Source organism: Cellvibrio sp. BR, assembly GCF_000263355.1.
GTDB lineage: Bacteria > Pseudomonadota > Gammaproteobacteria > Pseudomonadales > Cellvibrionaceae > Cellvibrio.
The window spans coordinates 382,455-405,569 of sequence record NZ_JH668200.1 but is presented as its reverse complement, the minus strand read 5'-3'; the positions used below and the strand labels follow the sequence as shown (position 1 = coordinate 405,569).

At 52.8% G+C, this 23,115-nt stretch carries 24 protein-coding genes; 8 read left to right on the top strand and 16 right to left on the bottom strand.

Annotated features, from left to right (window positions below; all coding sequences use genetic code 11):
• Nucleotide 1: 1 nt before the first annotated feature.
• From O59_RS01675 to O59_RS01660, 4 genes are all read right to left on the bottom strand, one after another.
• Nucleotides 2–826, bottom strand: coding sequence for an MBL fold metallo-hydrolase (locus O59_RS01675; RefSeq protein WP_007638869.1), 825 nt, complete (start codon nt 824–826; stop codon nt 2–4).
• 137 nt (nt 827–963) lie between these two features.
• A complete protein-coding gene (locus O59_RS01670; RefSeq protein ID WP_040391328.1) occupies nt 964–1,188 on the bottom strand; it encodes a VF530 family DNA-binding protein in 225 nt (74 codons plus the stop codon).
• Nucleotides 1,189–1,197: 9 nt separating this feature from the next.
• Nucleotides 1,198–2,397 carry a Bcr/CflA family multidrug efflux MFS transporter gene (locus O59_RS01665; protein WP_007638865.1) on the bottom strand — a complete coding sequence of 400 codons (1,200 nt, stop codon included), beginning with the start codon at nt 2,395–2,397 and terminating at the stop codon, nt 1,198–1,200.
• Nucleotides 2,398–2,516: 119 nt separating this feature from the next.
• Nucleotides 2,517–2,945 (bottom strand): hypothetical protein, encoded by a 429-nt coding sequence (locus O59_RS01660; protein ID WP_007638862.1) that lies wholly within the window; start codon nt 2,943–2,945, stop codon nt 2,517–2,519.
• Nucleotides 2,946–3,207: 262 nt separating this feature from the next.
• Between O59_RS01660 and O59_RS01655 the strand changes: the two genes are divergently transcribed.
• Nucleotides 3,208–3,417 carry a cold-shock protein gene (locus O59_RS01655; RefSeq protein ID WP_007638858.1) on the top strand — a complete coding sequence of 70 codons (210 nt, stop codon included), beginning with the start codon at nt 3,208–3,210 and terminating at the stop codon, nt 3,415–3,417.
• A 201-nt stretch (nt 3,418–3,618) separates the two neighbouring features.
• Nucleotides 3,619–5,379, top strand: coding sequence for an ABC transporter transmembrane domain-containing protein (locus tag O59_RS01650; protein WP_007638857.1), 1,761 nt, complete (start codon nt 3,619–3,621; stop codon nt 5,377–5,379).
• A 114-nt stretch (nt 5,380–5,493) separates the two neighbouring features.
• Here O59_RS01650 and O59_RS01645 read toward each other — a convergent pair whose 3' ends face one another.
• From O59_RS01645 to O59_RS01625, 5 genes are all read right to left on the bottom strand, one after another.
• On the bottom strand, nt 5,494–6,687 hold the full coding sequence (locus O59_RS01645) for a lytic polysaccharide monooxygenase (RefSeq protein ID WP_007638856.1): 1,194 nt from the start codon (nt 6,685–6,687) through the stop codon (nt 5,494–5,496).
• A gap of 329 nt (nt 6,688–7,016) precedes the next feature.
• Nucleotides 7,017–8,300: a phosphate regulon sensor histidine kinase PhoR gene (phoR, locus tag O59_RS01640; RefSeq protein ID WP_007638854.1), complete on the bottom strand. Its 1,284-nt coding sequence runs from the start codon at nt 8,298–8,300 to the stop codon at nt 7,017–7,019.
• 147 nt (nt 8,301–8,447) lie between these two features.
• A complete protein-coding gene (gene phoB, locus O59_RS01635; protein WP_007638853.1) occupies nt 8,448–9,146 on the bottom strand; it encodes a phosphate regulon transcriptional regulator PhoB in 699 nt (232 codons plus the stop codon).
• A 130-nt stretch (nt 9,147–9,276) separates the two neighbouring features.
• Entirely contained in the window at nt 9,277–10,143 is an 867-nt protein-coding gene (gene ubiA, locus O59_RS01630) for a 4-hydroxybenzoate octaprenyltransferase (protein ID WP_040391326.1), read from the bottom strand.
• A gap of 164 nt (nt 10,144–10,307) precedes the next feature.
• Nucleotides 10,308–10,898 (bottom strand): chorismate lyase, encoded by a 591-nt coding sequence (locus tag O59_RS01625; RefSeq protein WP_007638851.1) that lies wholly within the window; start codon nt 10,896–10,898, stop codon nt 10,308–10,310.
• Nucleotides 10,899–11,039: 141 nt separating this feature from the next.
• Here O59_RS01625 and O59_RS01620 point away from each other — a divergent pair, with 141 nt between their 5' ends.
• Complete coding sequence (locus tag O59_RS01620; RefSeq protein ID WP_007638849.1) at nt 11,040–11,315, top strand: HU family DNA-binding protein; 276 nt, start codon at nt 11,040–11,042, stop codon at nt 11,313–11,315.
• Nucleotides 11,316–11,399: 84 nt separating this feature from the next.
• Nucleotides 11,400–12,701: a dicarboxylate/amino acid:cation symporter gene (locus tag O59_RS01615; protein WP_007638840.1), complete on the top strand. Its 1,302-nt coding sequence runs from the start codon at nt 11,400–11,402 to the stop codon at nt 12,699–12,701.
• On the opposite strand, the gene O59_RS01610 is transcribed toward O59_RS01615, so the two are convergent.
• Both O59_RS01610 and O59_RS01605 read right to left on the bottom strand, forming a co-directional pair.
• Nucleotides 12,698–13,402, bottom strand: coding sequence for a hypothetical protein (locus O59_RS01610; protein WP_007638838.1), 705 nt, complete (start codon nt 13,400–13,402; stop codon nt 12,698–12,700). The two genes, O59_RS01615 and O59_RS01610, sit on opposite strands and share 4 nt — an antisense overlap.
• Nucleotides 13,403–13,574: 172 nt before the next feature.
• Nucleotides 13,575–14,246 carry a hypothetical protein gene (locus O59_RS01605; protein WP_050976925.1) on the bottom strand — a complete coding sequence of 224 codons (672 nt, stop codon included), beginning with the start codon at nt 14,244–14,246 and terminating at the stop codon, nt 13,575–13,577.
• Nucleotides 14,247–14,463: 217 nt separating this feature from the next.
• Here O59_RS01605 and hisB point away from each other — a divergent pair, with 217 nt between their 5' ends.
• From hisB to hisF, 4 genes are all read left to right on the top strand, one after another.
• Nucleotides 14,464–15,093, top strand: a complete 630-nt coding sequence (gene hisB, locus O59_RS01600) for an imidazoleglycerol-phosphate dehydratase HisB (protein WP_050976955.1) — start codon at nt 14,464–14,466, stop codon at nt 15,091–15,093.
• A 3-nt stretch (nt 15,094–15,096) separates the two neighbouring features.
• Entirely contained in the window at nt 15,097–15,765 is a 669-nt protein-coding gene (gene hisH, locus O59_RS01595) for an imidazole glycerol phosphate synthase subunit HisH (RefSeq protein WP_007638835.1), read from the top strand.
• A gap of 89 nt (nt 15,766–15,854) precedes the next feature.
• Nucleotides 15,855–16,586, top strand: coding sequence for a 1-(5-phosphoribosyl)-5-[(5-phosphoribosylamino)methylideneamino]imidazole-4-carboxamide isomerase (gene hisA / locus O59_RS01590; RefSeq protein WP_007638834.1), 732 nt, complete (start codon nt 15,855–15,857; stop codon nt 16,584–16,586).
• A 14-nt stretch (nt 16,587–16,600) separates the two neighbouring features.
• A complete protein-coding gene (gene hisF, locus O59_RS01585; RefSeq protein ID WP_007638833.1) occupies nt 16,601–17,374 on the top strand; it encodes an imidazole glycerol phosphate synthase subunit HisF in 774 nt (257 codons plus the stop codon).
• An 82-nt stretch (nt 17,375–17,456) separates the two neighbouring features.
• Here the strand turns inward: hisF and O59_RS01580 are convergent, their stop codons facing one another.
• The 5 genes from O59_RS01580 to gpmI all read right to left on the bottom strand — a co-directional run bounded on the left by O59_RS01580 (nt 17,457) and on the right by gpmI (nt 23,089).
• Complete coding sequence (locus O59_RS01580) at nt 17,457–17,681, bottom strand: DUF6316 family protein (protein WP_040391022.1); 225 nt, start codon at nt 17,679–17,681, stop codon at nt 17,457–17,459.
• 168 nt (nt 17,682–17,849) lie between these two features.
• A complete protein-coding gene (locus O59_RS01575) occupies nt 17,850–18,734 on the bottom strand; it encodes a divergent polysaccharide deacetylase family protein (RefSeq protein WP_040391021.1) in 885 nt (294 codons plus the stop codon).
• Nucleotides 18,735–18,739: 5 nt separating this feature from the next.
• A complete protein-coding gene (locus O59_RS01570; protein ID WP_007638829.1) occupies nt 18,740–20,152 on the bottom strand; it encodes a S41 family peptidase in 1,413 nt (470 codons plus the stop codon).
• A 140-nt stretch (nt 20,153–20,292) separates the two neighbouring features.
• A complete protein-coding gene (locus tag O59_RS01565; RefSeq protein ID WP_232283020.1) occupies nt 20,293–21,474 on the bottom strand; it encodes a murein hydrolase activator EnvC in 1,182 nt (393 codons plus the stop codon).
• Nucleotides 21,475–21,544: 70 nt separating this feature from the next.
• Complete coding sequence (gene gpmI / locus O59_RS01560; RefSeq protein WP_007638824.1) at nt 21,545–23,089, bottom strand: 2,3-bisphosphoglycerate-independent phosphoglycerate mutase; 1,545 nt, start codon at nt 23,087–23,089, stop codon at nt 21,545–21,547.
• Nucleotides 23,090–23,115: the final 26 nt, after the last annotated feature.

Genomic DNA, 23,115 nt, shown 5'->3' with positions numbered 1-23,115 from the left:
ACTATTTTTTATAACCCGCTTTCTGCGCATCAAAATGGTGTTGATTCATTAAATCAATACCACAAGAAAGGTTGCTAATCCAATCCAGAAAACGCTGCACCATGGCGCGCCCCACAAATGGGCTGCCATGCTGCGGCACCATCATTTCCACATCCATGTCGCGAATCATATTCGCCCACAAGCGGCAGGCTTTATTGCTTGCCATATAGCGTTGGTGAAAACCGAGCATATGGGGAATGTGTGCATCAAAATCGATTACTGGTTGCTCGGCATGCTCCTCAATAAGCGAAGCGCCCATATCGCCACTGAATAAAATTTTACTGACCGGATCATAAAAATGAAAATTGCCCACGGAATGTAAAAAGTGGGCAGGCAACACAATTATTTCACCGCGACCAAATTCAATCGCGCCGCCTCTATCGGGCATGGCGATAATACGTTCATCCAAGTTTTGGCTTAACTGCTGGGTAATATATTGCGAGGCCAGATGCGGCAAAAAACGTGACCAGAGTTTGGAGGTGACAACCTGACATTGGGTATACATCATCCAGCGCGGTAGCGAGGCAATAATATCCGGATCTTGATGTGAGGCAAAAATGTAATCCAACTGATGGGTTTTAACCCGTTTGCCCAATTCAATATTGAGTGGTGTATAGGTGAGGTCGCCGCCGGGATCAATGAGTGCGGCGCGGTTATTGTCGATAATTAAAAATTGATTGGCTTGAATACCCTCACCCACCACCAGATCAGAAAACTGGATACATTGATGGCCATCTTTGTGGTAGAGAAAATGGGCTTTGTCGCGCGGAATGATTGCCTGATTCATGCCAGTTGTGTCCTGAATGCAAAGGGCACAGCATAAGGGCTTCATTGTCCACCGAGTTGATGCGAGTCAAACACCGCCACAATAATTGCTGGTTGTTGTTAAAATATTTGGCCATCAAAAAATAATCGCCAGGAAAATCAGCCGTCAGAAAAAGCGGTAGCCAAATAAAGTTGTTCGACTTTTTCGCGCGCCCAAGGTGTTTTGCGCAAAAATTTCAAACTGGATTTCACACTCGGATCACTTTGAAAGCAGCGAATGCTGATTAATTGCCCCAGCTCTTGCCAACCATAATGTTCAACAAGACGGGTAACGATGGTTTCCAAGGTCAACCCGTGCAGTGGGTTATTTTTTTGATCCTGCATGATATTCACTCACAGTGCGCCCGGCACAGGTTGTTTATCCACAAACCAATACCAGAGTTGACAGAGGGCAACTGCGCCGACACCGCTGAGCATCAGCAGCGCAAAAGGCATGGCAGTTCCCGTATAAAAATAAGCAAGTAATGGCCCGGCAAAGGCACCGCTGCCAAACCGTAAAGTTCCGGTAACCGCAGTCGCCGTACCGCTGTGATGCGGGAACTTCATCAATACAATTGCATCAGCATTAGTGGACATCAGCGTCAAGGCCCCCATCAGTGGCGCTATGCTCAGCACTGTCCATAACAGGCCCAGCTGCAAATAATTCACGAGAAATAAAACAAAGGCGCTAATTAGCGCAATCGCTAAACCACAGCGTAACATCCGCAGCGAGCCAACCCGCGTAACCAGGCGGCTATTAATAAAATTCGCGAGGATTAAACAAATCACGTTGGCACCAAAGAGCAGGCTAAAGGTTTGTTCACTCACGCCAAAATAATTAATGTATACAAACGATACGGCAGTGATAAAACAAAAAAACGCAAACGACCCGAACATCATACTCAGAATCATCGGCCGCGCCTGGCGATTGGAAAATACAATTTTATAACCGCTAAAAAATCCTGCGGGTGCATTGTCATTACTAGCAATTGGCTGGCTAATCTCAGGCAGCCACTTCCACACCAGTGCAAAAATCATCGCTCCGTAAAGCGCTAACACAATAAAAATACTGCGCCATTCACTGAACCATAAAATCACACTACCAATGCCCGGTGCGAGCAGCGGGGCGAGCATCATCATCATGGATAAATAGGACATGCCCTTGGCGGTGTGTTCCTGATACAACTGCCGCACCAAGCCCGGCACTACCACGGTGGCGGCCGCGCCACAAAATGCCTGGCTTGCGCGCAAGAGTAAAAATATCTGCGCATCTTGTACTAACGCCAGCGCAATACTGCTGAGGGTAAAACCGGTTAAGCCAAAAATCGCCAGTGGCCGCCGTCCGAGGGAATCTGCAAGTGGCCCAAACAACAGCATGCCCGCACCATAGGCGGCGAGAAAAATACTCAGCGACTGTTGTACTGTACCAATGTGTGTGTGTAAGTCGGTGGCGATATTGGGCATAGCCGGTAAATACATATCCACTGCCAGTGGTGTGGTGGCAATAACGGCAGCGAGCAGTACTATTAAATAAGGATGCGATTGACGAGTCATGACAGAGGATGTAGCCGCAAGTGAGGCGAGAAAGTAATAACATCCTAGTCTGTGCGCAGAACAATAAAGAGCCCGTCTATTAAAACAGATTCAACGAATTTTTAGATGGATAGACCCGCCTATTCACAATTTTTCCGCAGTTTAGTGATGGCGTCAGGGTAGTGTGTTTGTAATAAGGCCAGCTGTTCAGCGCCTAAATATTTTTGTGCGAACTCCCAGGGTTCAACACCGTTGTTCCAATCGCAATGCACTACAGCGAGAGTGGCCAGATTCTGCGCCACCGACGTTTTTAAATAAGGGCGATAATTTTTTTCCTGTGCCAAGTGCGCAAAACTATCCAGTGCAGTTACGTAAAACGCAGTATCGCGTGAGAAAGAAACGCGATGAATTCCTGCTTGCTCCATAATGGCTTTGACATAAACAGGTTTTAACGGTGCGGCCGTGGTGGGCCAATCCGCCAGAGTAAAATCATTGGTCTGGGCCAGCGCGCTGGTGCAAAGTGCGCTGGCGGAAAGCCCTAAAAATACTCTTTTCAACCATACCAACATACTAAAATCCTCCAGGGAAAATGCGCTGCACAGTATAACCTTCTCGGGTTATGCCCATGAGTTGCACAGTGAAAGTTAAATGATTGACTTTGCCTCAAAGGCGTGTAGACTTGGATTCAGCTTGAAAGTACGTCTAATATTTATGCACCACATTTCGAAGTTCCAGTAATAGAATTTTGGCCTGTTTACATAAGTAATTCCCACATTTCCAGCACAATCGCCCCTCGGGGTAATCCTTACTTTTGTATTAATAGGTAACACTATGTCTAAAACTACTACTGGCACTGTAAAATGGTTCAACGAAGCTAAAGGTTTCGGTTTCATCGAACAAGAATCTGGTCCAGATGTTTTCGCTCACTTCAGCGCCATTTCAGGTTCAGGCTTCAAAACCCTGGCTGAAGGCCAAAAAGTTAGCTTCACTGTGACCCAAGGCCAAAAAGGCCCACAGGCTGAAAACATCACCGCTATCTAATTCCTTGCGGATTTAGAAGTGTGATTAAAAAGGCGAGATGAAAATCTCGCCTTTTTTATTGCCCGTCATTTTGTTATTTCCCCGCCCTGTTTTACTTCTGACCCGGCCTGACAAAGGTCACCACTCACGCACGTTTGCTTGTATTTAACCTGCGCTCCCCAATCTCCTGCTGATCTACCACTTCCCCCTTCTGGAATAGCTATGCCCACTGCCCTGACCCGACGCCGGATTTTGGTCGACCTGCTCGCGCCTTATAAAACCCGTATTGCCGCAGCGCTATTAGCGCTGGTGATTGCCGCTGGCTCTGTTTTGCTGATTGGGCAAGGGCTTAAACAGGTAATCGACAAAGGTTTTGTGGCGGGCAGTGCGGAGTTGCTCAATGTGGCGCTGTTAGGTTTATTGGCGGTGATTTTATTGATGTCGGTGGCGACTTACGCACGTTTTTACTTGGTGTCCTGGCTGGGTGAACGCATTACCGCGGACTTGCGCCGCCGGGTATTTGCGCATTTGTTGACGCTATCCCCTGTATTTTTTGAGCAAAACCGTACTGGCGATGTGCTTTCGCGCCTGACCAACGATACTACCCAGTTGGAGACAGTGATTGGCTCCAGCGTTTCTATGGCGTTGCGCAATGCGTTGCTGCTGCTGGGTGGTTTGGTGATGCTGGCGGTGACCAGCTTGAAATTAATGGCGCTGGTATTGGTCGCGATTCCCTTTGTATTGGTGCCGATTATCGCCTTTGGCCGTCGGGTGCGAACTTTGGCGCGGGCCAGCCAGGATTCAGTCGCCCATGTCGGCGCCTATACCGATGAGGTAATTCACGAAATTCGCACCGTGCAATCCTATGGCCATGAAGCGGCAGCCGGTGCGGTATTCAATCAGCGAGTGGAGGCGACTTTTGCGACGGGAATCAAGCGTGTACAGCAGCGCGCGCTATTGGTGGCTGCAGTTATCACCCTGGTGTTTAGTGCCGTCGCATTGATCCTATGGGTGGGCGGCCACGATGTGTTGGCAGGCCGAATTAGCGCGGGCGAACTGTCGGCGTTTATCTTTTACGCCGTGTTGGTCGCCAGTGCGATGGGCACTATTTCGGAAGTGATTGGTGAGTTACAGCGCGCAGCGGGTGCGACCGAGCGCTTGGTGGAACTGCTGGCGACACCTTCCAGCTTGCCGCTGCGCGTCGACCCTTTGCCGTTACCCGAGCCTGCCGCCGGTTTGGTAGAGCTGCGCGCGGTGCATTTTGCCTATCCGTCGCGGCCGGATACACAGGTCTTTGCGGGGTTTGATTTACGCGTAAATCCCGGTGAAAAAGTCGCCTTGGTTGGCCCTTCGGGCGCCGGTAAAACCACGGTTTTTCAGTTGTTGCAGCGTTTTTATGACCCGCTGGGCGGCAGTGTATTACTCGATGGCGTCGACCTGAAAGACACTGACCTACAGGCAGTGCGCGCGCGCATCGCCCTGGTGCCGCAGGATCCGGTGATCTTTGCCACCAGCGTGCGTGACAATGTGCGCTATGCGCGGCCCGAGGCGAGCGACGAACAGGTTATCGCGGCCTGCGAGGCGGCATTCGCCATGGAGTTTATTCAGCAGTTACCCGAGGGGCTGGATACCGATTTGGGCGAGCGCGGTGCACGCTTATCCGGCGGGCAAAAACAGCGTATTGCTATCGCCCGGGCGATTCTTGCGGATCGCCCGATCTTATTGCTGGACGAAGCCACCAGCGCGCTGGATTCCAATAGCGAACAGGCCGTGCAACAGGCGCTGGAGCGACTGATGCAAAACCGCACCACGATTATGATTGCCCATCGCCTTTCCACGGTGGTGAATGCGGATCGCATTGTGGTGTTGCAACAGGGCCGGATTGTGGCGACAGGGACTCATACGGAATTGATGGACAAGAGTGAGCTGTACCAGCAATTGGCCCGTTTGCAATTTCAGCCTGAACCCTCTCGCGACACCTGAGTTACACGAATCAGACAGGCATAAAAAACGGCCACTGCGCAGGCAGTGGCCGTTTTTATTGGATGGGTGCCGGAACCGACTTGCAGGGCAGATCCGGCACTCAAGATTGCGCCATTATTGGCAGCTGCGCACCAGTGACCAGGCGTTGGTCCAGGCCCAGCCAGTACCCGGTGCGTAGGGGCCTCCCACGGTGCACCAGCCAGCCACGGTGCAGCTGTACTCGCTACCACCGTTTTGTACCAAGGCTCCTGCAGCATAGGTCGCGCCGTTGACATAGGCGGGTGAGCTACAGTTGCCGGTAGCGGCCGAAGATGAAGACGCTACCGCACTGCTCACGCTGGACGACGAGCTGGCAAGGATGCTCGATGCCACCGAGGATGAAGCTACACCACCTACACAGGCACCCAGATCTAACCAATAGCTGTATTGGCCGCTGTTGCTTGCAGGATTGTTATTTTGCGTCCAGTAGTTGGCCTGGTAGCGTTTGCCGTTGTGTTGCACTTGGGTCGGTGCGGTATAAGCAATGCTCGGGTTCCAAATGCCCAGACCTTCACAGGTATTGTTGGAGATGCTGGAGGCGACGGAGCTAGAGCTCAATGACGCTACCGATGAGTTGTAAACCGACGAGGCGCTGCTGCTGGCCGGTGGGTTAGAACCGTTGCCGTAGTCGATATCGATACATTGATAAAAGCCTTCCGCCGCATCGCGCAGCCAGTCGCGCTGCCAAATGCTGTACACAATATGACGGCCGGTACGCGGTGGCAGTTGTACCCGATGGGTAGATACGGCTTGTTGATCTTCCGGGCCCGAATCGTGAATCAATTCCAGATCGCTCCAGCGCAACGGCTGGCTGTGATCGTAACCTTCACGGGTGATGTAGTAGCGGAAATAGGTGGTTTTGTGCGCCGCGGTATTAGTCCACACAAAGTTCAGTGGACCAGCAGTCACGCTGGTGGCTGGCCAGTCGGTGCGGGCGAGGTCCATGCCAAACAGGTTGGCGCGGTTGGCGCTACACAGGCGGCCATCGGGAATAAAGAACTCATGGTTGTCGCGCACACCGCCCACCGCCACTTCTTGCGGGGTGTACAAGCCGCCGTTACCTGCTGCTTTGGCCGCGATACACGCGGGGTGACTGGGGTTTTCAATACCGTTTTCCTTACATTGAATCACCCGACTTTTGGGTGATGACACGTAGCCGTGGGCGCTGGCTTCGGTAACGGCAAACAAAGAACTGAGGCTGATGATTAAGGCTGATACGCCACAACTTTTCAGGTTGAGGCGTGAGTGCCATTTATTGATCTTGTTCACTCTGGATCTCCTGCTGGAAGTAAAAAAGGTATAACCGGTGCCACTTGAGCGGCGCGGTAATGTTCAGTGCATTCATATCCAACAACCGGGGTGCGGATATTTTGCAGCAGCAATGAGTCTAAAATGACAACGTTGTATTTGGCGAGTCCGACTTTCGGGTTGAGCGGTAGGAGTTTGCGTAGCGCGTTCGAGTTTTGGCAATAATTCGGATTAATTTCGCCAAAAAAGCCTTTGAATTACAGGGTGTGAAAAAATTGTGATGCTGGTCTCACCCTCAAAAGGATGAGACTCCGGTAGTAAATAAGCCTGATGTGCGAATGTCGGTGTAACTATTGCGGCAGTGCAAAAACACAAATAAACATACTGCCCTTGCCTAGTTCACTGGTAATTTTTAATTCGGCGTAATGGCGCATTAGCACGTGTTTCACAATCGCCAAACCCAAACCGGTGCCGCCGGTGCCGCTGTTGCGGCTGGCATCCACACGGTAAAAACGCTCGGTCAGGCGCGGAATATGTTGGGCATCAATGCCAGGGCCGTTATCGCTTACCGAAACATAAAAATGTTTCTCGTCCTGCCATAACAGCATGTTGATGCGCCCTTCGGGCTGGGTGTATTTAATGGCGTTAATTACCAGATTGGAAAAGGCGCTGTGCAATTCTTTTTCGTTGCCCTGCAACAATAGCGGGCGCGTGGTGTTGTTGCACACCAGCGTGAGCTGTTGGTTTTTATCCTTGCTTAATACTTCCGCTTCGCTTTTCACAATAGTGAGCAGCTGCTCAATATTAATGGGCTTGTAATTGTGACCCGCCTCAGTGGTTTCGAGTTTGGAAAGCACCAGTAAATCGTTAATCAGCAGCGACATACGCTTGGCTTGCTGCAACATTTGCTGCAGTGGTTTATTCCAGCTCGGGGTGGTGTTGTTATCGGCGAGGGTTTCCACATAGCCGTTTATCACCGTGAGCGGTGTGCGCAATTCGTGGGAGACGTTGGCGATAAAATCCTGACGCATTTTTTCCAAGTTGTGCAGTTGGGTCACATCACGCACCACAATCAATCGCTCCATTTTGCCAAACGGGGTGATTTGGAATTGCAGGTGTTTGGAGGGAAAACGCGGCGAGGGAATTTCCAGCGGCTCGCCGTAATTGCCCTCTTCAAAATAGGCGACAAATTTGGGGTGACGCACAAAATTGATGACCGATTGCCCCTGGTCTTTGGTATTCAACCCAAGCATGCGATGGGCGGCGGGGTTCCAGAAATCCAGATGGCCGCGCGCGTCCAGAATGACCAGCCCGTCTTTGAGTGCCGAGCTGATTTCCTGGATGCGTTTGATCACCGCTTGCAGGTTGTCTTTTTCAATGCGTTGATCGCGCTGCAGTTGGTAGATGTTGTCGAACACCTGCCCCCAGATGCCACTGGCCTCCGGCGGGTGTTCGCTCTCGCGTTTGAGCAGCCACTGGTTCAAGCGGCGCATCTGCCAGAGCATCCACACAATGTAAATGCCACAGCCGAGTAGCATCCACAGCGCGTAGTTGTCGCTGAAAAAACCAATCAGGCTGCAGGTGGCGAGAATAATCAGAATGCGCTGGAGTTCAGCGCTGAAACCTTTTAACAAGGGGGCCTCTCAGTTTCGATCCGTATTCGGCAGCGGGCAAGCCTGCGCGACACGCCGTGAACCCATCCATGGGGGCTAATCGTCGACATCCTGTCTCCGATTGTCGCTCAGGCTTGCCCGCTGCCGAATACTTGCAGCTTAGTGATATCAGGCTTCGATTCGTGTCGAAAAACGATAGCCGGTACCGCGTACGGTTTGGATCAGGTCTTCGTGACCGTCGATGGTCAGAGCTTTGCGCAGGCGGCGGATATGCACATCGACCGTGCGCTCCTCCACATACACATTGCCGCCCCAGACATGATCCAGCAATTGGCTGCGAGTATAGGCTCTTTCCTGGTGGGTGAGAAAAAACTCCAGCAGGCGATATTCAGTGGGGCCCATATCGACTGACTGATCGTGGATGGTGACGCGGTGGCTGGCGGGGTCCAAACACAGACCCTGTACGGTGATGGGGGCGGCGGAAATCTGTGGGTCGGCACGGCGCAATACTGCTTTCAAGCGGGCGACCAATTCACGCGGTGAAAAAGGTTTGGTGATGTAATCGTCGGCGCCAACTTCCAGCCCCTGGATTTTGTTGTCTTCCTCACCTTTGGCGGTGAGCATGATGATGGGAGTATTAGCGGTAACTTCGTCGCGCTTCAAGCGGCGCGCGAGTTCAATACCGCTGGTACCGGGCATCATCCAATCGAGCAGTATCAGGTCGGGTTTTTCGTCGATAATCAGGCCGTGGGCATCCTGCGCATTACTGGCTTCCAGCACTTGGTACTCGGCCATCTCCAGTGCCACACGCAACATATCGCGAATAGCGGATTCATCGTCGACGATAAGAATTTTGCGACCAGTCATAATCTTCTGCCTAATAAAACTACGGTAGGCTTCACGTTTCATGAAGCTATTGTTGCAGCTTATTTAATAAGCTCAGTGTTACATATTTATGACAAGTCAGAAAATTGTAGCTGCGTGCAGTCGCGTGGGCTTAGCGCCAGTAATAATCCATAGCTAAACCGGCAAATACCGCCACACCCACCCAGTTGTTATTTAAAAAGGCTTTGAAGCAGGCTTCGCGCGCGCGAAAGCGAATCAGCCATTGTTGATAGGCAAACAAACCACCCGCCACCGTCAAGCCCAGATAATAGAACAGCCCCAGCTCAAAGCGATTACCCACCAGAATCAGCGCATAGAGCGCCAGGATTTGCAGGATGCCGGTCATCAACCGATCCTGTTCGCCAAACAAGATGGCGGTGGATTTCACGCCGATTTTAAGGTCGTCCTCGCGATCCACCATGGCATAAAAGGTGTCATAAGCCACCGTCCAGAGCACCACGGCGAGGTAAATCAGCCAAATGTTTTCGTGTAGCGAACCGGCCTCGGCCGCATAGGCCATGGGGATTCCCCAGGCAAACGCGGCACCCAATACTACCTGCGGCAAGTGGGTGTGACGTTTCATAAAAGGGTAGCAGAAGGCGAGCAACAGACCGCCGACGGAGAGTTTGATGGTAAGCGGGTTGGTCATCAGCACCAAGGCAAAGGCGATCACGCATAGGCCAATGAATAAAAATATCGCCTCGCGACTGGAAACTGCGCCGGTGGCGAGTGGGCGATCTTTGGTGCGGGCTACGCTGCCGTCGATTTTGCGGTCGGCAAAGTCATTGATTACGCAGCCAGCCGCGCGCATCACAATCACACCCAGAGTAAAAATCACCAGATTTTTCACGCTGGGTATGCCTTTGGCTGCCAGCCACAGGCTCCAGAGGGTGGGCCAGAGCAGCAGCAATGTGCCTATGGGGCGATCCATGCGCATCAAGCGCCAGTAGAGCGGCAGTGTTTGCTGGAGTTTGCCCATAAACCCGCTAGTTCCGGCCTTTTTTGCCGCTGTTGTACGCGGTTTTGGCGTATCTGTAGTTGCCGTTTTTGGGCTGGCGGCTTTGGTGCCAGCTGCTTTTGCAGTGGCAGGTTTAGCGGAGCGGCGGGGCGTTTTAGGGGTTGTCATAAGCCGATATTCAAATGTTATTGATTATTGATCGATGGTTTATCCTGCAACAACTGAGCGCAGAGCGCGGGTAAAAACACCTCACTCACCAGCAGCGGTTTCCCATCCAATGCAAACACCGAGCGACGTCCCCAGAGTGAGTTCTGGCGGGCGATACTGGCGGGCACATAGCCATCATCGGCGCTAAAGGCGGCTACTGCAATGGGGCTGCGCCGCAAGTGCGGCTGACTAAACAAAAAGGCGCCGAGTGGACGATTGTGCTGTTTGCGTAGGTGGCGCAATTTACCGCTAAGGCTGTACAACGGCAGTACACTGCGCGCAAATACCCATGGCTGGTTGCGACCACACAGAATTACCTCGCGGATTAATGCGCGCGCTGGCCGCGGCATGGCGAGTGCTTGTTGTTCTTCACGGCTGGGGAGGGCGAGATATTGACGTAGAACCTCCAAGTGAAACTGGCCTTGGCTGAGCGCAATCAAACGGGCGGTGAGTGAGCCGCTATCATCCAGCCAAGCGCATAAGGCGCGCGGTGGACGGCTTTGGGGCGGCAGCTGTCGGCGTGGGCGCCAGCGGAAACTGCGGTGGGTGGAAGCTATCGCACTGGGCAAAACTATCTCCTCTGCCTGCTGTGAGCGGGCGCAGTTTATCAGCTTGATTCAGCGCGCGGTGGTGAAAAAGCGCCGTCAAGCCTGCCGCAACCGCCTGCAAGCAGGTAAACTCGCGGCTTGATACCCTAAAGGAGAAGCATTATGCATAAGACCGATATAGTTGTTGCCCTGGCCAATACGACTGACCTGGGCGTAAATAAAGCGGATTTGGTGGTCTCGGCGTTTATTGAGCAGATCACCAATGCCTTGGCGCGCGGTGAGTCGGTAGCGCTGCTGGGTTTTGGCAGTTTTAATGTGAGCGAGCGCGCCGCGCGTGAAGGCCGCAATCCGCAGACGGGTGCCACTATCCAAATCGCCGCCAGCAAAACCGTCACCTTTAAAGCGGGCAAAGCGTTGAAAGACGCCGTTAACGAATAATTTTTTCCCTGTTCATCCCCTCTGCGGCGGTTCGCTGCCGCAGTCATCTACCCTCGATACCCAATAATTCCAAGAGGTTTTCCTATGTCACTGACTAACAAGATTCTGCTCGGCATGCTGCTGGGCATTATAGTTGGGGTAGTGTTTAACCTGATTTTAGGGGTGGATGAAGCGAATAAGGTTCCAGCAACGCAACTGGGGCAATGGTTGCAGACGGTTGTAATCAATGGCCTGTTGGATGCGATTGGCCAGGTATTTGTTGCCTCACTCAAGTTATTGGTTGTTCCGCTGGTATTTGTCTCGCTGGTCTGCGGTGCGGCTTCGCTGGGCGGGCACAGCCGTATGGGTGCACTGGCGACCAAAACCATGGCGCTCTATTTGTTGACTACTGCGCTCGCGATTGCATTGGCGATGGGCGTGGCGGTAATAGTCCAGCCCGGTGGTGATGTGGATATGGCTTTGGCCAGCAACTACGCGGCACCTGAAGCCCCCTCGATTAAAGAGACCTTTGTCAGTATTTTCCCCAGCAACCCGATTCAAGCCATGGCTGAAGGCAATATGCTGCAAGTCATTGTGTTTTCGATTCTGTTTGGTGTGGCCATAGCGCGCACCGGCGGGACTATTGGCAGCAACATGAGCACCTTCTTTGAGAACCTCAATGAGGTGGTGTTAAAGATGGTGATGTTGTTGATGCAGTTGGCACCCTATGGCGTGTTTTGCCTGTTGGTCAAACTGTTTGCCTCGCTGGGTTTTGGTGCCATTCTTGATCTCGCCAAGTATTTTTTTACGGTGTTATTTGTATTGCTGCTGCACGGTTTGGGCGTCTACGGCCTGCTGCTGAAAACCCTGAGCGGCTTAGGCCCGCTGATTTTCCTGCGCAAAATGTGGAAGGTGATGGTATTTGGTTTCAGTACTGCCTCCAGTAATGCCACCCTCCCGGTGACCATGCGCACGGTGGAGCACGATTTGGGGGTGGACAACAAAGTGGCCAGCTTTTCGGTACCTCTGGGCGCCACTATTAACATGGATGGAACCGCCATCATGCAGGGTGTGGCCACGGTGTTTATCGCCCAGGCCTACAACATCGATATTGGTCTGATGGGTTATCTAATGGTGATACTCACTGCCACCCTCGCCTCGGTCGGCACCGCCGGTGTGCCCGGCGTTGGTCTGGTGACTCTGGCGATGGTATTGCAATCGGTGGGGTTGCCGGTGGAAGGCATTGCGTTGATTATCGGCGTGGATCGCTTTTTGGATATGGTGCGCACCGCCGTGAATATTACCGGCGATGCGGTTGTTTCAGTAATTGTCGCCAAAAGTGAAGGCATGCTTGACGAGACACGCTTTAACGATATGACCCTTAACGCCGAAACCGACCCTGTCTAGTGGCGGGTGGCGGTTTCGTCGTCATCCAGATCAAACTCCACGCTGATGGAAAGATCCTCCACCAGACAGGGCCAGCGCTCCAGTTCCTGTTGCCAGCCCTTCACTTTGTGAGTAAGCACATAGTCTTCGATGTGCTCGCCCGTAAACCCCTGTTCATCCAGAAGCAATTCGGCTGAAAAGAGCACCGCCTGATCCAATTCATTGGCAAAGGGCTCGCCAATTAATTCATGGGCAATCACATTGGCGAGAGTCATATCCATCGGCGCTAGCGGAATGCCACTTTTTGCCATAAAGCGATCATTCACTTCCTCCAGCAAACGATGCGCAAGGTAAGCTTCGTCAAGCAGCGCCTGCAGTTGGCTATGCGGATCCACAATTGACGGTGGCGATAAAAAGTAATCACTGGCGATTTTCAGCAGTGGCTTAACATCCTCGTAGATGCCCGCTTCCTGCGCCATGGTGCGGATCGCATCGATAAAATCGGGCACGTGTTTGATGTAGCGCACCACAAAATCGGCGAGCTTTTTGGTGGCCTTATCGGCCGGTAATTTAATGGCGTTATGCAGGTGCCCTTTGCGGCACTCCACAAATTCGAGCAATTTGCCTGACGCGGAATCCTGCTCCTGCGCTTGGCGAATCAGCTGGCGAATGGGATTCAAGGGGTCATTCATGGTGCCCGTGTACTGGTTATAGGTGATCACATTTATTGTCCTTCGCGGCGCCTACTTCAACGAGTGGCGATTTAAAAGTAAACCATGGCAGTACAAACGCAAGTGAGTCTTAATAACGTCTTTTTATAAGAATTGGCAGAACTGCGTAAATTCACCTGAATACCCTTGGGGTATTCAGGTTAGTGCTTGTTTTATATAGAAATTAAAATGCACCCGAGAGTTTCAGGCGCAGGCTATTGTCGATGTCGCCACTAAAATATTGTTGGAATTGCAGGCTCAAATCCAGGCGGCCAAGGGTTTGACCTATACCTATTACCCCGTAGAGCCCGCCGTCTATTTCGATATCCTCGGAGTAACAATCGCTGCAATTACTGATGCTGCGCTCCGAGGCCAGGATACCGCTGATGCCACCGCGGACGGTCACAAAGGTCATATTGTCCTGTCCAAAACGGTATTTGGGGCCGTATTCGGCAAATAGCATAAACGCGTTGGCGTCTGACTCTTCGTAATCTACATCGTCGCCCCAATAGTCCTCTACATACTGGCCAAAGGCTGCGTTATCGCGGTAGAAAAGGACGTTAATGCCCAGCGACAGGGTATTTTCGCTGTTGCTGGAATAATATTCCGCTGCGCCACCTACGGCTGTGGCGGTGTCTTCAATGCCCTGCGATGCAGCGGCTTCTTCGTCAAACCTGACATGATCAACATGCCCCGACCAGCTCCAGCCGGTGTAGCTGGCGTTAGCCGGAGTATTGGGGGTGCTATTGGGTGCAGCAAGCGCGGTACAACTGGCGCCCAACAGGGCCAGGGTTACGAGAGTGTTGCGGCTCAGCAGGTTTTTTATGCGTGATGAGTTCATCAGGTAAGGTTTCATAGTGATAATCCATTCAGGGTGAAGCGATTTAGGGTGAGAAAAACAGGGTAGCTGTAAAACCAGCACTTGTCCGCTGGGGACTTGATAAGAATTTTGGGTGCTGGAAACTGTATGCCCACTTAACAATCGCGCTTATAGCGCAGCTTTCCGTGAATTTAGCGGCCCGAGTCTATATAATTCGCGCATCTTTTCAGCCTGCTCCCTGCCGAGTGTATTTATGACCGATTTAACCCATTGCACTGACCCTACTGCACCCAACCAACGGGTTGCCAGTGTGGCGCGCAATACCCTGGAAACCAAAATCAACGTCAGCCTCAACCTCGATGGCGCCGGTAAAGGCGTGTTTAACACCGGCGTGCCCTTTCTTGAGCATATGATGGATCAGATCGCCCGCCATGGCATGATCGACCTGGACGTCACCTGCGACGGCGACACCCATATCGACGATCACCACTCAGTGGAAGACATTGGCATCACCATTGGTCAGGCCGTTGCCAAAGCCGTGGGCGATAAAAAAGGCATCCGCCGCTACGGCCACGCCTATGTGCCGCTGGATGAGGCTTTGTCGCGCGTAGTGATCGATTTCTCCGGTCGCCCCGGTCTGGTGATGCACATCCCCTTTACCCAAAAGCGTATTGGCCAGTTTGATGTAGAGCTGTTCTGGGAGTTTTTCCAGGGCTTTGTCAACCACGCCGGCGTTACCCTGCATGTGGACAACCTGCGCGGCCACAATGCCCATCACCAGATAGAAACCGTGTTCAAAGCCTTCGGCCGCGCCCTGCGTATGGCGCTTGAGCTTGATCCGCGTATGGAAGGCATTATGCCGTCCACCAAAGGTAGTCTCTGATTTATGACCCAGGCAGTGAACAAAGAAAAGCAGACTGTCGCCGTTATTGATTACGGCATGGGCAACCTGCACTCAGTGGCCAGCGCCCTGAGTCACGTCGCGCCCGAACAAGAAGTAGTCGTGACCTCCGATCCCGCTGTGGTAGCGGCGGCTGATCGCGTGGTCTTTCCCGGTGTGGGCGCGATTCGCGACTGCATGGCGGAAATCAAACGCCTCGGCTTCGACCAGTTGCTGCGCGAGCAAATCGCCACCGGCAAACCGGTGCTGGGCATTTGTGTCGGTATGCAGGCATTAATGGATCACAGCGAAGAAAACGGCGGTGTCGATTGCATCGGTATCTTGCGCGGAAAAGTGCGCTTTTTCGGCGAAAACCATACAGATAGCACAGGTGCCCATTTAAAAGTACCGCATATGGGTTGGAATCAGGTGCAGCACAATGATCACCCGCTCTGGGTCGGCATCGAACAGGATAGCCGTTTCTACTTTGTACACAGTTTCTATATTTTGGCCGACGATACCCGCCAAGTCGCTGCAACTTGCGCTTATGGCCTGCCCTTCCACGCGGCGTTGGCACAGGACAATTTGTTTGCGGTGCAATTCCACCCAGAGAAAAGCCATACGGCGGGATTGCAGTTACTGAAGAATTTTTTACACTGGGACGGCAAGGCGTAGGTCGGGCAGCAATGCCCAACATTGTCATTACCGCCACCCACGTTGGGCATGACTGCCTACCCTACTTTCTGTTTAATCGAGATTGATCAATGTTAATTATCCCCGCAATTGATTTAAAAGACGGCCAATGTGTGCGTTTGCGCCAGGGTTTGATGGATGATTCCACTGTGTTCTCCGACGATCCCGTCGCGATGGCGGCACAATGGGTGCAACAAGGCTGTCGCCGCTTGCACTTGGTCGACCTGAACGGCGCCTTTGAAGGCAAGCCCGTCAATGGCGGTGTGGTTACTGCTATCGCCAAAGCCTACCCGAACCTGCCGATCCAGATCGGCGGCGGTATCCGCAGCGCGGAAACGATTGAGTATTATCTGAATGCGGGGGTGCAGTACGTGATTATTGGCACCAAGGCGGTCAAAGAACCGCAGTTTGTGACTGATATGTGCAAGCAATTTCCCGGTCACATCATCGTCGGCCTTGATGCCAAAGACGGCTGGGTTGCCACTGACGGTTGGGCGGAAGTATCCAATGTGCAGGCTTCGGAACTGGCCAAGCGTTTTGAGCAGGATGGGGTGAGCAGTATTGTTTACACCGACATTGCCCGCGACGGCATGATGCAAGGCGTAAATGTGCAGGCGACTGTCGCTATGGCGCAGGCTTCCAGCATCCCGATTATCGCCTCCGGTGGCGTCACCAATATGGACGATATCATCGCGCTGAAAGCCGAGTCCCATAAGGGCATCTGCGGCGCCATCACCGGCCGTGCGATTTACGAAGGCACATTGACTATGGCGGAAGCGCAGGCCTACTGCGACGCTAATTAATTCCGGAACTGTTTATGGCACTCGCAAAACGCATTATTCCTTGCTTGGACGTCGACAATGGTCGCGTGGTGAAAGGTGTGCAATTTCTGGATATCCGCGATGCGGGTGATCCGGTGGAAATTGCCAAACGCTACAACCAGGAAGGTGCAGATGAGATTACCTTTCTTGATATCACCGCCACCCATGAAGGCCGCGCGACCACCGTACATACGGTAGAAAAGATCGCCAGCGAAGTGTTTATCCCGCTCACGGTGGGCGGTGGTATTCGCACGGTGGAGGATATCCGCATCATGCTTAATGCGGGTGCAGATAAAGTGAGTATCAACTCAGCAGCAGTGTTTAACCCCGACTTTGTAAAAGCGGCCTCTGACCGTTTTGGTGCCCAGTGCATTGTAGTGGCGATTGATGCCAAAAAAGTCAGCGCTGACGGCGAGACACCGCGCTGGGAGATTTTTACCCATGGTGGCCGTAAACCTACGGGCATCGACGCAGTGGAGTGGGCAGCCAAAATGGCCGCCTATGGTGCGGGCGAGATTTTGCTTACCAGCATGGATGGCGATGGCACCAAAAAGGGTTATGACCTGGGTGTGACGCGCGCGATTAGCGATGCGGTGCCGGTGCCGGTGATCGCTTCGGGCGGCGTGGGCAATTTGCAGCATTTGGTGGATGGTGTGACTCAGGGCCGTGCCGATGCGGTGCTGGCGGCGAGCATTTTTCACTTCCGCGAATACACCTTGCAGCAAGCGAAAGAGTATATGCGTGAGCGGGGTATAGAGGTGCGTCTGTAAAAGCTTTTGGTTGAAAATGAAACGAGACATGCAAAAACGGGCGCCCAATGGCGCCCGTTTTTGTCAGCGGCCTAGAACGAATCTAGGCCGCGCGGTACTGCTTTAGTACATCGGATACCTTTGGTTCGGATGCCTGAATAAATTCAATAAACTCTCCAACACCTACTTCGGCATCAGCGTGGCTATCAAACGGGCCTATATCCACGCCTTCGCGGGTGGTGTAGTACCAGTAGCCATCTTTCTGTATGTATCTGCCGTGACGGGAAGGGACGCTGCCCTGTTCGCCTGCTCTATTTGCTGTAGCCATATTGATTCCTCGCTGCGCTGCCACTCTGAATATTCCCTGTTGCGGACTGATCATTAATCGCCCAGCATGATTATAGACAGCAACGAAAGCAGATCGCTAGATTTAGTTGGTCTGCCACAATGCTATTTTTAGATCATTCTGGATTTAACCAGCTTGGCGTTTAATTCATCAATTTTCCCACACTGGCGGTGTGTAGTCAAAAGGGTTGATGGGCATCCAGGTTTCCGGCCAGAGGCTCATGGGCGGTGCGAGACAATAATTGCCCGCGCCTCCCTTTAATCCACCCGGGATGGTATCGGCCATTAATTGCGATGCCTTAACCAAGTGGACTTGATAGCGCGCCAATAGTTCCGGTAGTTGTTCCAATACGCGCAGTGTCTCTGGATAAGGGTGGCCGATCGCGATGACTGAGCCTTGTTGCTGTGCTTTTTCCAGTGCTAACAACAACTGTTGGTAAATGACCTGCTGGTCTTTTTTATCATCCAAAAATACGTCGCGCCGACGGCTTGGCAAACCGATTTCTTGTGCCTGAATCAGCGCCTGGGTCTGGGCGCTGGTGCGACTATCGACAAAATAGAGCTGTTGTTGTTTTAACTCCGCCATCAACCAGCCCATAGGTTCGGCCTCTTCTGTGAGTTGGCTGCCCATATGGTTATTCACGCCTTTGACATGGGGTACATTGGCGAGATTCTGGCGCAATACGGCGATGAATTCGGTTTTTGCCATGCCGCTGCGCAAGCCGCCGCGCCCTAGAGGATAATCATGATGATTGCTCATGGGCGCGTGCAGCATGACTTCTTTACCCTGTTGATGGGCGTAGTGCGCCAGCTCGCGTCCGTGGGGGGTAAAGGGTAAAACCGCAACGGTGATAGCGCCGGGCAGGTTCAAGGTGCGCTGACCGAGGCGCAGGTTGTAACCCAGGTCATCGATAATGATTGCCAGCTGGGCGTGTTGATTGGCAGCGGGGGCGCTGCTGGCGCTGTCAATCGACGCCAGGCAACTCAAGAGGATAAATAGCCAGCGGCAGTGGAATCTTGCCTTCGGCGTGCACATGGAGGTTATTGGTCTTGAACGGGTTCGTCGAGACTGGGTTGCAGCACTATGTCCGGTGCAATTTCCGGTTGGGTTTCCGTGCTCTTGGCCAAGGGCGAACTTTGCAGAAAAATATTCAAGCCTTTGAGCAGATTCAACGCCTCATGCAGCTGGTTGTCTTCCTGTAGCAGCTCGGCACTGGTGATGCGGCGGTTGGCCCGCTCTTTACTGGTACTCTCTTTGCCGCCTTTGCCGTTGCCCAAATGGCGCGCCAAATCCGCTTCGGTCACACCGCTGTTCTGGGCGATTGCGGCAACTTGCACGCGTTCTACTTCTACATCCGGTTCAATGCCTTGCGCCTGAATCGAGCGGCCATTGGGGGTGTAATAGAGTGCGGTTGTGAGTTTTACAGCGCGGTCATTGCTGATGGGGATGACCGATTGCACCGAGCCTTTGCCAAAGCTGCGGGTGCCCATAATGATGGCGCGTTTGTGATCCTGCAGGGCGCCGGCGACGATTTCCGAGGCGGAGGCGGAGCCGTCATTGATTAGCACTACCAAGGGTAGGCCGCCGGTAATATCACCGGCTTCGGCGTTATAGCTGATATTGCTGTTATCGAGCCGACCCTGGGTGTAAACCACCTGGCCGCCATCAAGGAATGCATCCACCACTTCGACCGACGCCTGCAATACCCCACCGGGGTTGTTGCGTAAATCGAGGATAATTCCCTTGGTGTCCTGATTTTTCTTCAGCTGATCCTGAATTTTTTTGCCCATTTCTTTGCCGGTATCCAGCTGGAATTGAGCGATGCGAATGTAGAAGTAATCCTGCTCCAACAAGCGGGTGCGCACGCTTTGCACTTTGATAATGTCGCGCAGCAAATCGAAATCGATAGGTTGATCGACACCATCGCGCATCACGGTGATTTTAATCGGGCTGTTTTTAGGGCCGCGCATCAGATTGACCGCTTTGTTTAAATCCATGCCCTTGACGGGTTTATCGTCGATACGCACCACTATGTCACCCGCCAAAATACCGGCTTTGGCGGAGGGGCTATCGTCGATGGGGGTAACTACTTTGACATAGCCATCATCCAGGCTCACTTCCAGACCGACACCGCCGAACTCGCCAGAGGTGTTGGCTTGCAGATCGGCAAAGGCTTCTTTATCCAGATAAGCGGAATGCGGGTCTAACTCAGCAATCATGCCTTTGATGGCGTATTCCAGCAGCTGTGCATCGCTGATGTCATCGACATAACCACTGCGGACATGGTCATAGACACGGGTGAAAGTGCGCAGCTCTTCCAGCGGCAACAGCCCGGTGGTTGTATTAGCGGTGGATTTTTCATCCGCCAGCGCCAGTGCCGGTAACAATGCCAGCAGGCTGATAAGGGTCGAGCGGAGGTTACCGTGGAACTGGGAAAAAGCCGCGCAAAACATGAGGTCTCCGATGGCTGGATAAGCCAAAATCTATCCTGAATCGGGGGCGCACACTAAGCCAAATCGGCTTGGAATGACAGCCACCCGCAAAAAAATAACCGCTATACACAATAAGTCGCTGCACTGAATATAAAGTGCTGCTAGCCGCGTGCGAGCCAGCCGCCCGGGTCTATGGGGCGCCCCTGGTGGCGAATTTCAAAATACAAACCGGTGCTGGCTTGGCCACCCGAGTTGCCAACACTGGCAATAGCTTCACCGGCGCGCACCGGTTCGCCCGCCTTTTTGAGCAGGCTTTGATTGTGGGCATAAAGGCTCAGGTAGCCTTCGCCGTGATCCACAATCACCAGCAGCCCGTGCCCGCCAAAATAATCGGCAAAAACCACGCGCCCATGATGGACTGCAATTACCTGATTGCCCATAGGCGCGGCAATATAAGATCCGCTCCAGTTAATTTGCCCGGCAATGCGCGCGCTGCCAAAGCGATGGATCAACCTGCCCTGGGTTGGCCAGGGCAAGCGGCCTTTGCGCAGTGAAAACTTTTCACTACCCGCAGGCAACGGTACATAGGCTGGTGAATTGATGGCACCACTGCTGGCAACACGCTCGCTCACTCGCTCCAACAAAGCCTGCAGACGGCGGCGATCCTCACTTAGCTGTTTGAGCTGTTGGTTTTTGTCTTTGAATTGATGGTTAACTTTCGCCAGCGCTTTTTGGCGTTCACTCTGATGGCTTTTCAGCTGTTGGCGCTGTTCATCCAACTGTGCTTGCATCGCACCCAGTTCAAGGGTTTTTTTTTCTATCTCCGGTGTTAGTGCATCGATGCGGGCGATAGTTTCCATAAAACCCTGCATTTTCTGGGTATGCGCCTCCATAAAATAACTGTGGTATTTCATGATGCGCGACAGCTGATCGGGCGACTCCTGATTGAGCAGTACTTTCACCTCACTCTGTTCGCCCAGTTTATGCGCGGCGCGCATCTGCTCAGCAATTTCACCCTGCTGCCTTTTTTTGGCCTGCTCCAGCTGGCTGCGCTCATTTTTGAGCTGATTCAATTCGTTGTTTTGCTGTTTGAGTTCTTTGTTGATCTCATTGGCTTTTTGCTGGAGTTTGTTAATTTCCTGTTCCGATTTTTGCAGATCTTTTTGCAAGCTGGAGCGTGTCCCCTGCACCTGTTGCAGCTCTTTTTGCAGTGCTTCTATCTCTTTCTGCAGCTTGGCCATTTCGGCTTTTTCATCGGCATAACTGCTGGCGGACAACACCAGCACAGCGCACCACAGGCTGTTGAGTGCGAGAGTTTTGGCGAATACAAAAAATCGACTCATGGTAGTCATATCAATAGGGGTGAAAAATAAAGCGGCTGGTGCAGTACACCAGCCGCTTTGTACTTGCTGGTTACGCTAGGGTAATCAGGTTGCGTCCGGTCATTTCTTTCGGTTGCGGCAGGCCCATCAAGTGCAGCATGGTGGGTGCTACATCCGCCAGCGAACCGCCGGGGGCGATGGTGCCTTTGCGGTGGCTGTGGAAAATAAAGGGCACGGGCAAGGTAGAGTGTTGGGTGTGCGGTTGGCCGGTTTCTTCGTCGAACATCTCTTCCACATTGCCGTGGTCAGCGGTGATTAACGCCTCGCCGCCCACCTTGTCCACCGCTTCCAATACACGGCCAAGGCAGATATCAACCGCCTCTACCGCTTTGGTCGCCGCTTCCATAATGCCGGAGTGGCCGACCATATCGCAGTTGGCGTAGTTGCAGATAATCGCGTCGTATTTGCCCGACTCAATGGCTTCGACCAATTTGTCGGTCACAATTGGCGCGTTCATTTCCGGTTGCAAGTCGTAGGTAGCCACTTGGGGCGATGGCACCAGAATACGGTCTTCACCTTCGTAGACCACTTCATTGCCGCTGTTGAAGAAGAAAGTTACGTGGGCGTATTTTTCGGTTTCGGCGATGCGCAATTGGGTTTTGCCCAGCTGTGCAATGTAATCGCCAAATGAATTGGTCAGATCTTCCGGCGGGAAGGCGATAGGTGCTTTGATGCTAGAGGCGTATTCCGTGGTTTGTACAAAGTGCGCAATGTTTGGGTGCAGCTCGCGTTCAAAACCGGTGAAGTCTTCGCTGATCAGGGCGTTGGTGATTTCGCGTGCGCGATCGGGGCGGAAGTTCATAAAAATCACTGAGTCGCCATCGTTAATAGTGGCGACTTCTTCGTCCTCGCCGCAGATTACCGTGGCTTTTACAAATTCGTCGTTTTCGCCGCGCTCGTAAGCGGCTTTCAAGCCGTCCACGGCGGTGAGTGCATCAAATTCGGCATCGCCCGTTACCATGACATCGTAAGCGGCTTTAACGCGATCCCAGCGGTTGTCTCGGTCGAGCGCAAAATAACGGCCGACAATAGACGCCACACGTCCAGCGCCCAATTCCTTAAACAAATCTTGCGCGCGCTGCAGGGATTTTTCGGCGCTGCGCGGTGCCGTATCGCGACCATCCAAAAAGGCGTGCAGGTAGACTTCTTTTGCACCGCGACCGACGGCCATTTTCATCATAGCGTAGATGTGGTCTTCATGGCTGTGTACACCCCCCTCAGAGAGCAGGCCGAGGATGTGCACGGCTTTGCCGGCGGCGATGGCGCTATCGATGGCGGTTACATAGACCGGATTAGTGAAGAAGTCGCCATCGCTGATGGCCTTATTGATGCGGGTAAAGTTTTGGTAAACCACGCGGCCCGCGCCGAGGGTCATGTGGCCCACTTCGCTATTGCCCATTTGCCCTTCCGGCAGGCCCACGGCCATACCTGAGGTTTCAATCAGGCTTTTGGGGTTATTGGCCCAGAGTTTGTCAAACACGGGTTTGTGTGCCGCGGCGATGGCGTTGTACTTGGTTTTTTCGGAGTAGCCATAACCATCGAGAATCAACAACACTATAGGTTTTTTTGCGCTCATAAATCGGTTCCAGGGTCGGATGAACA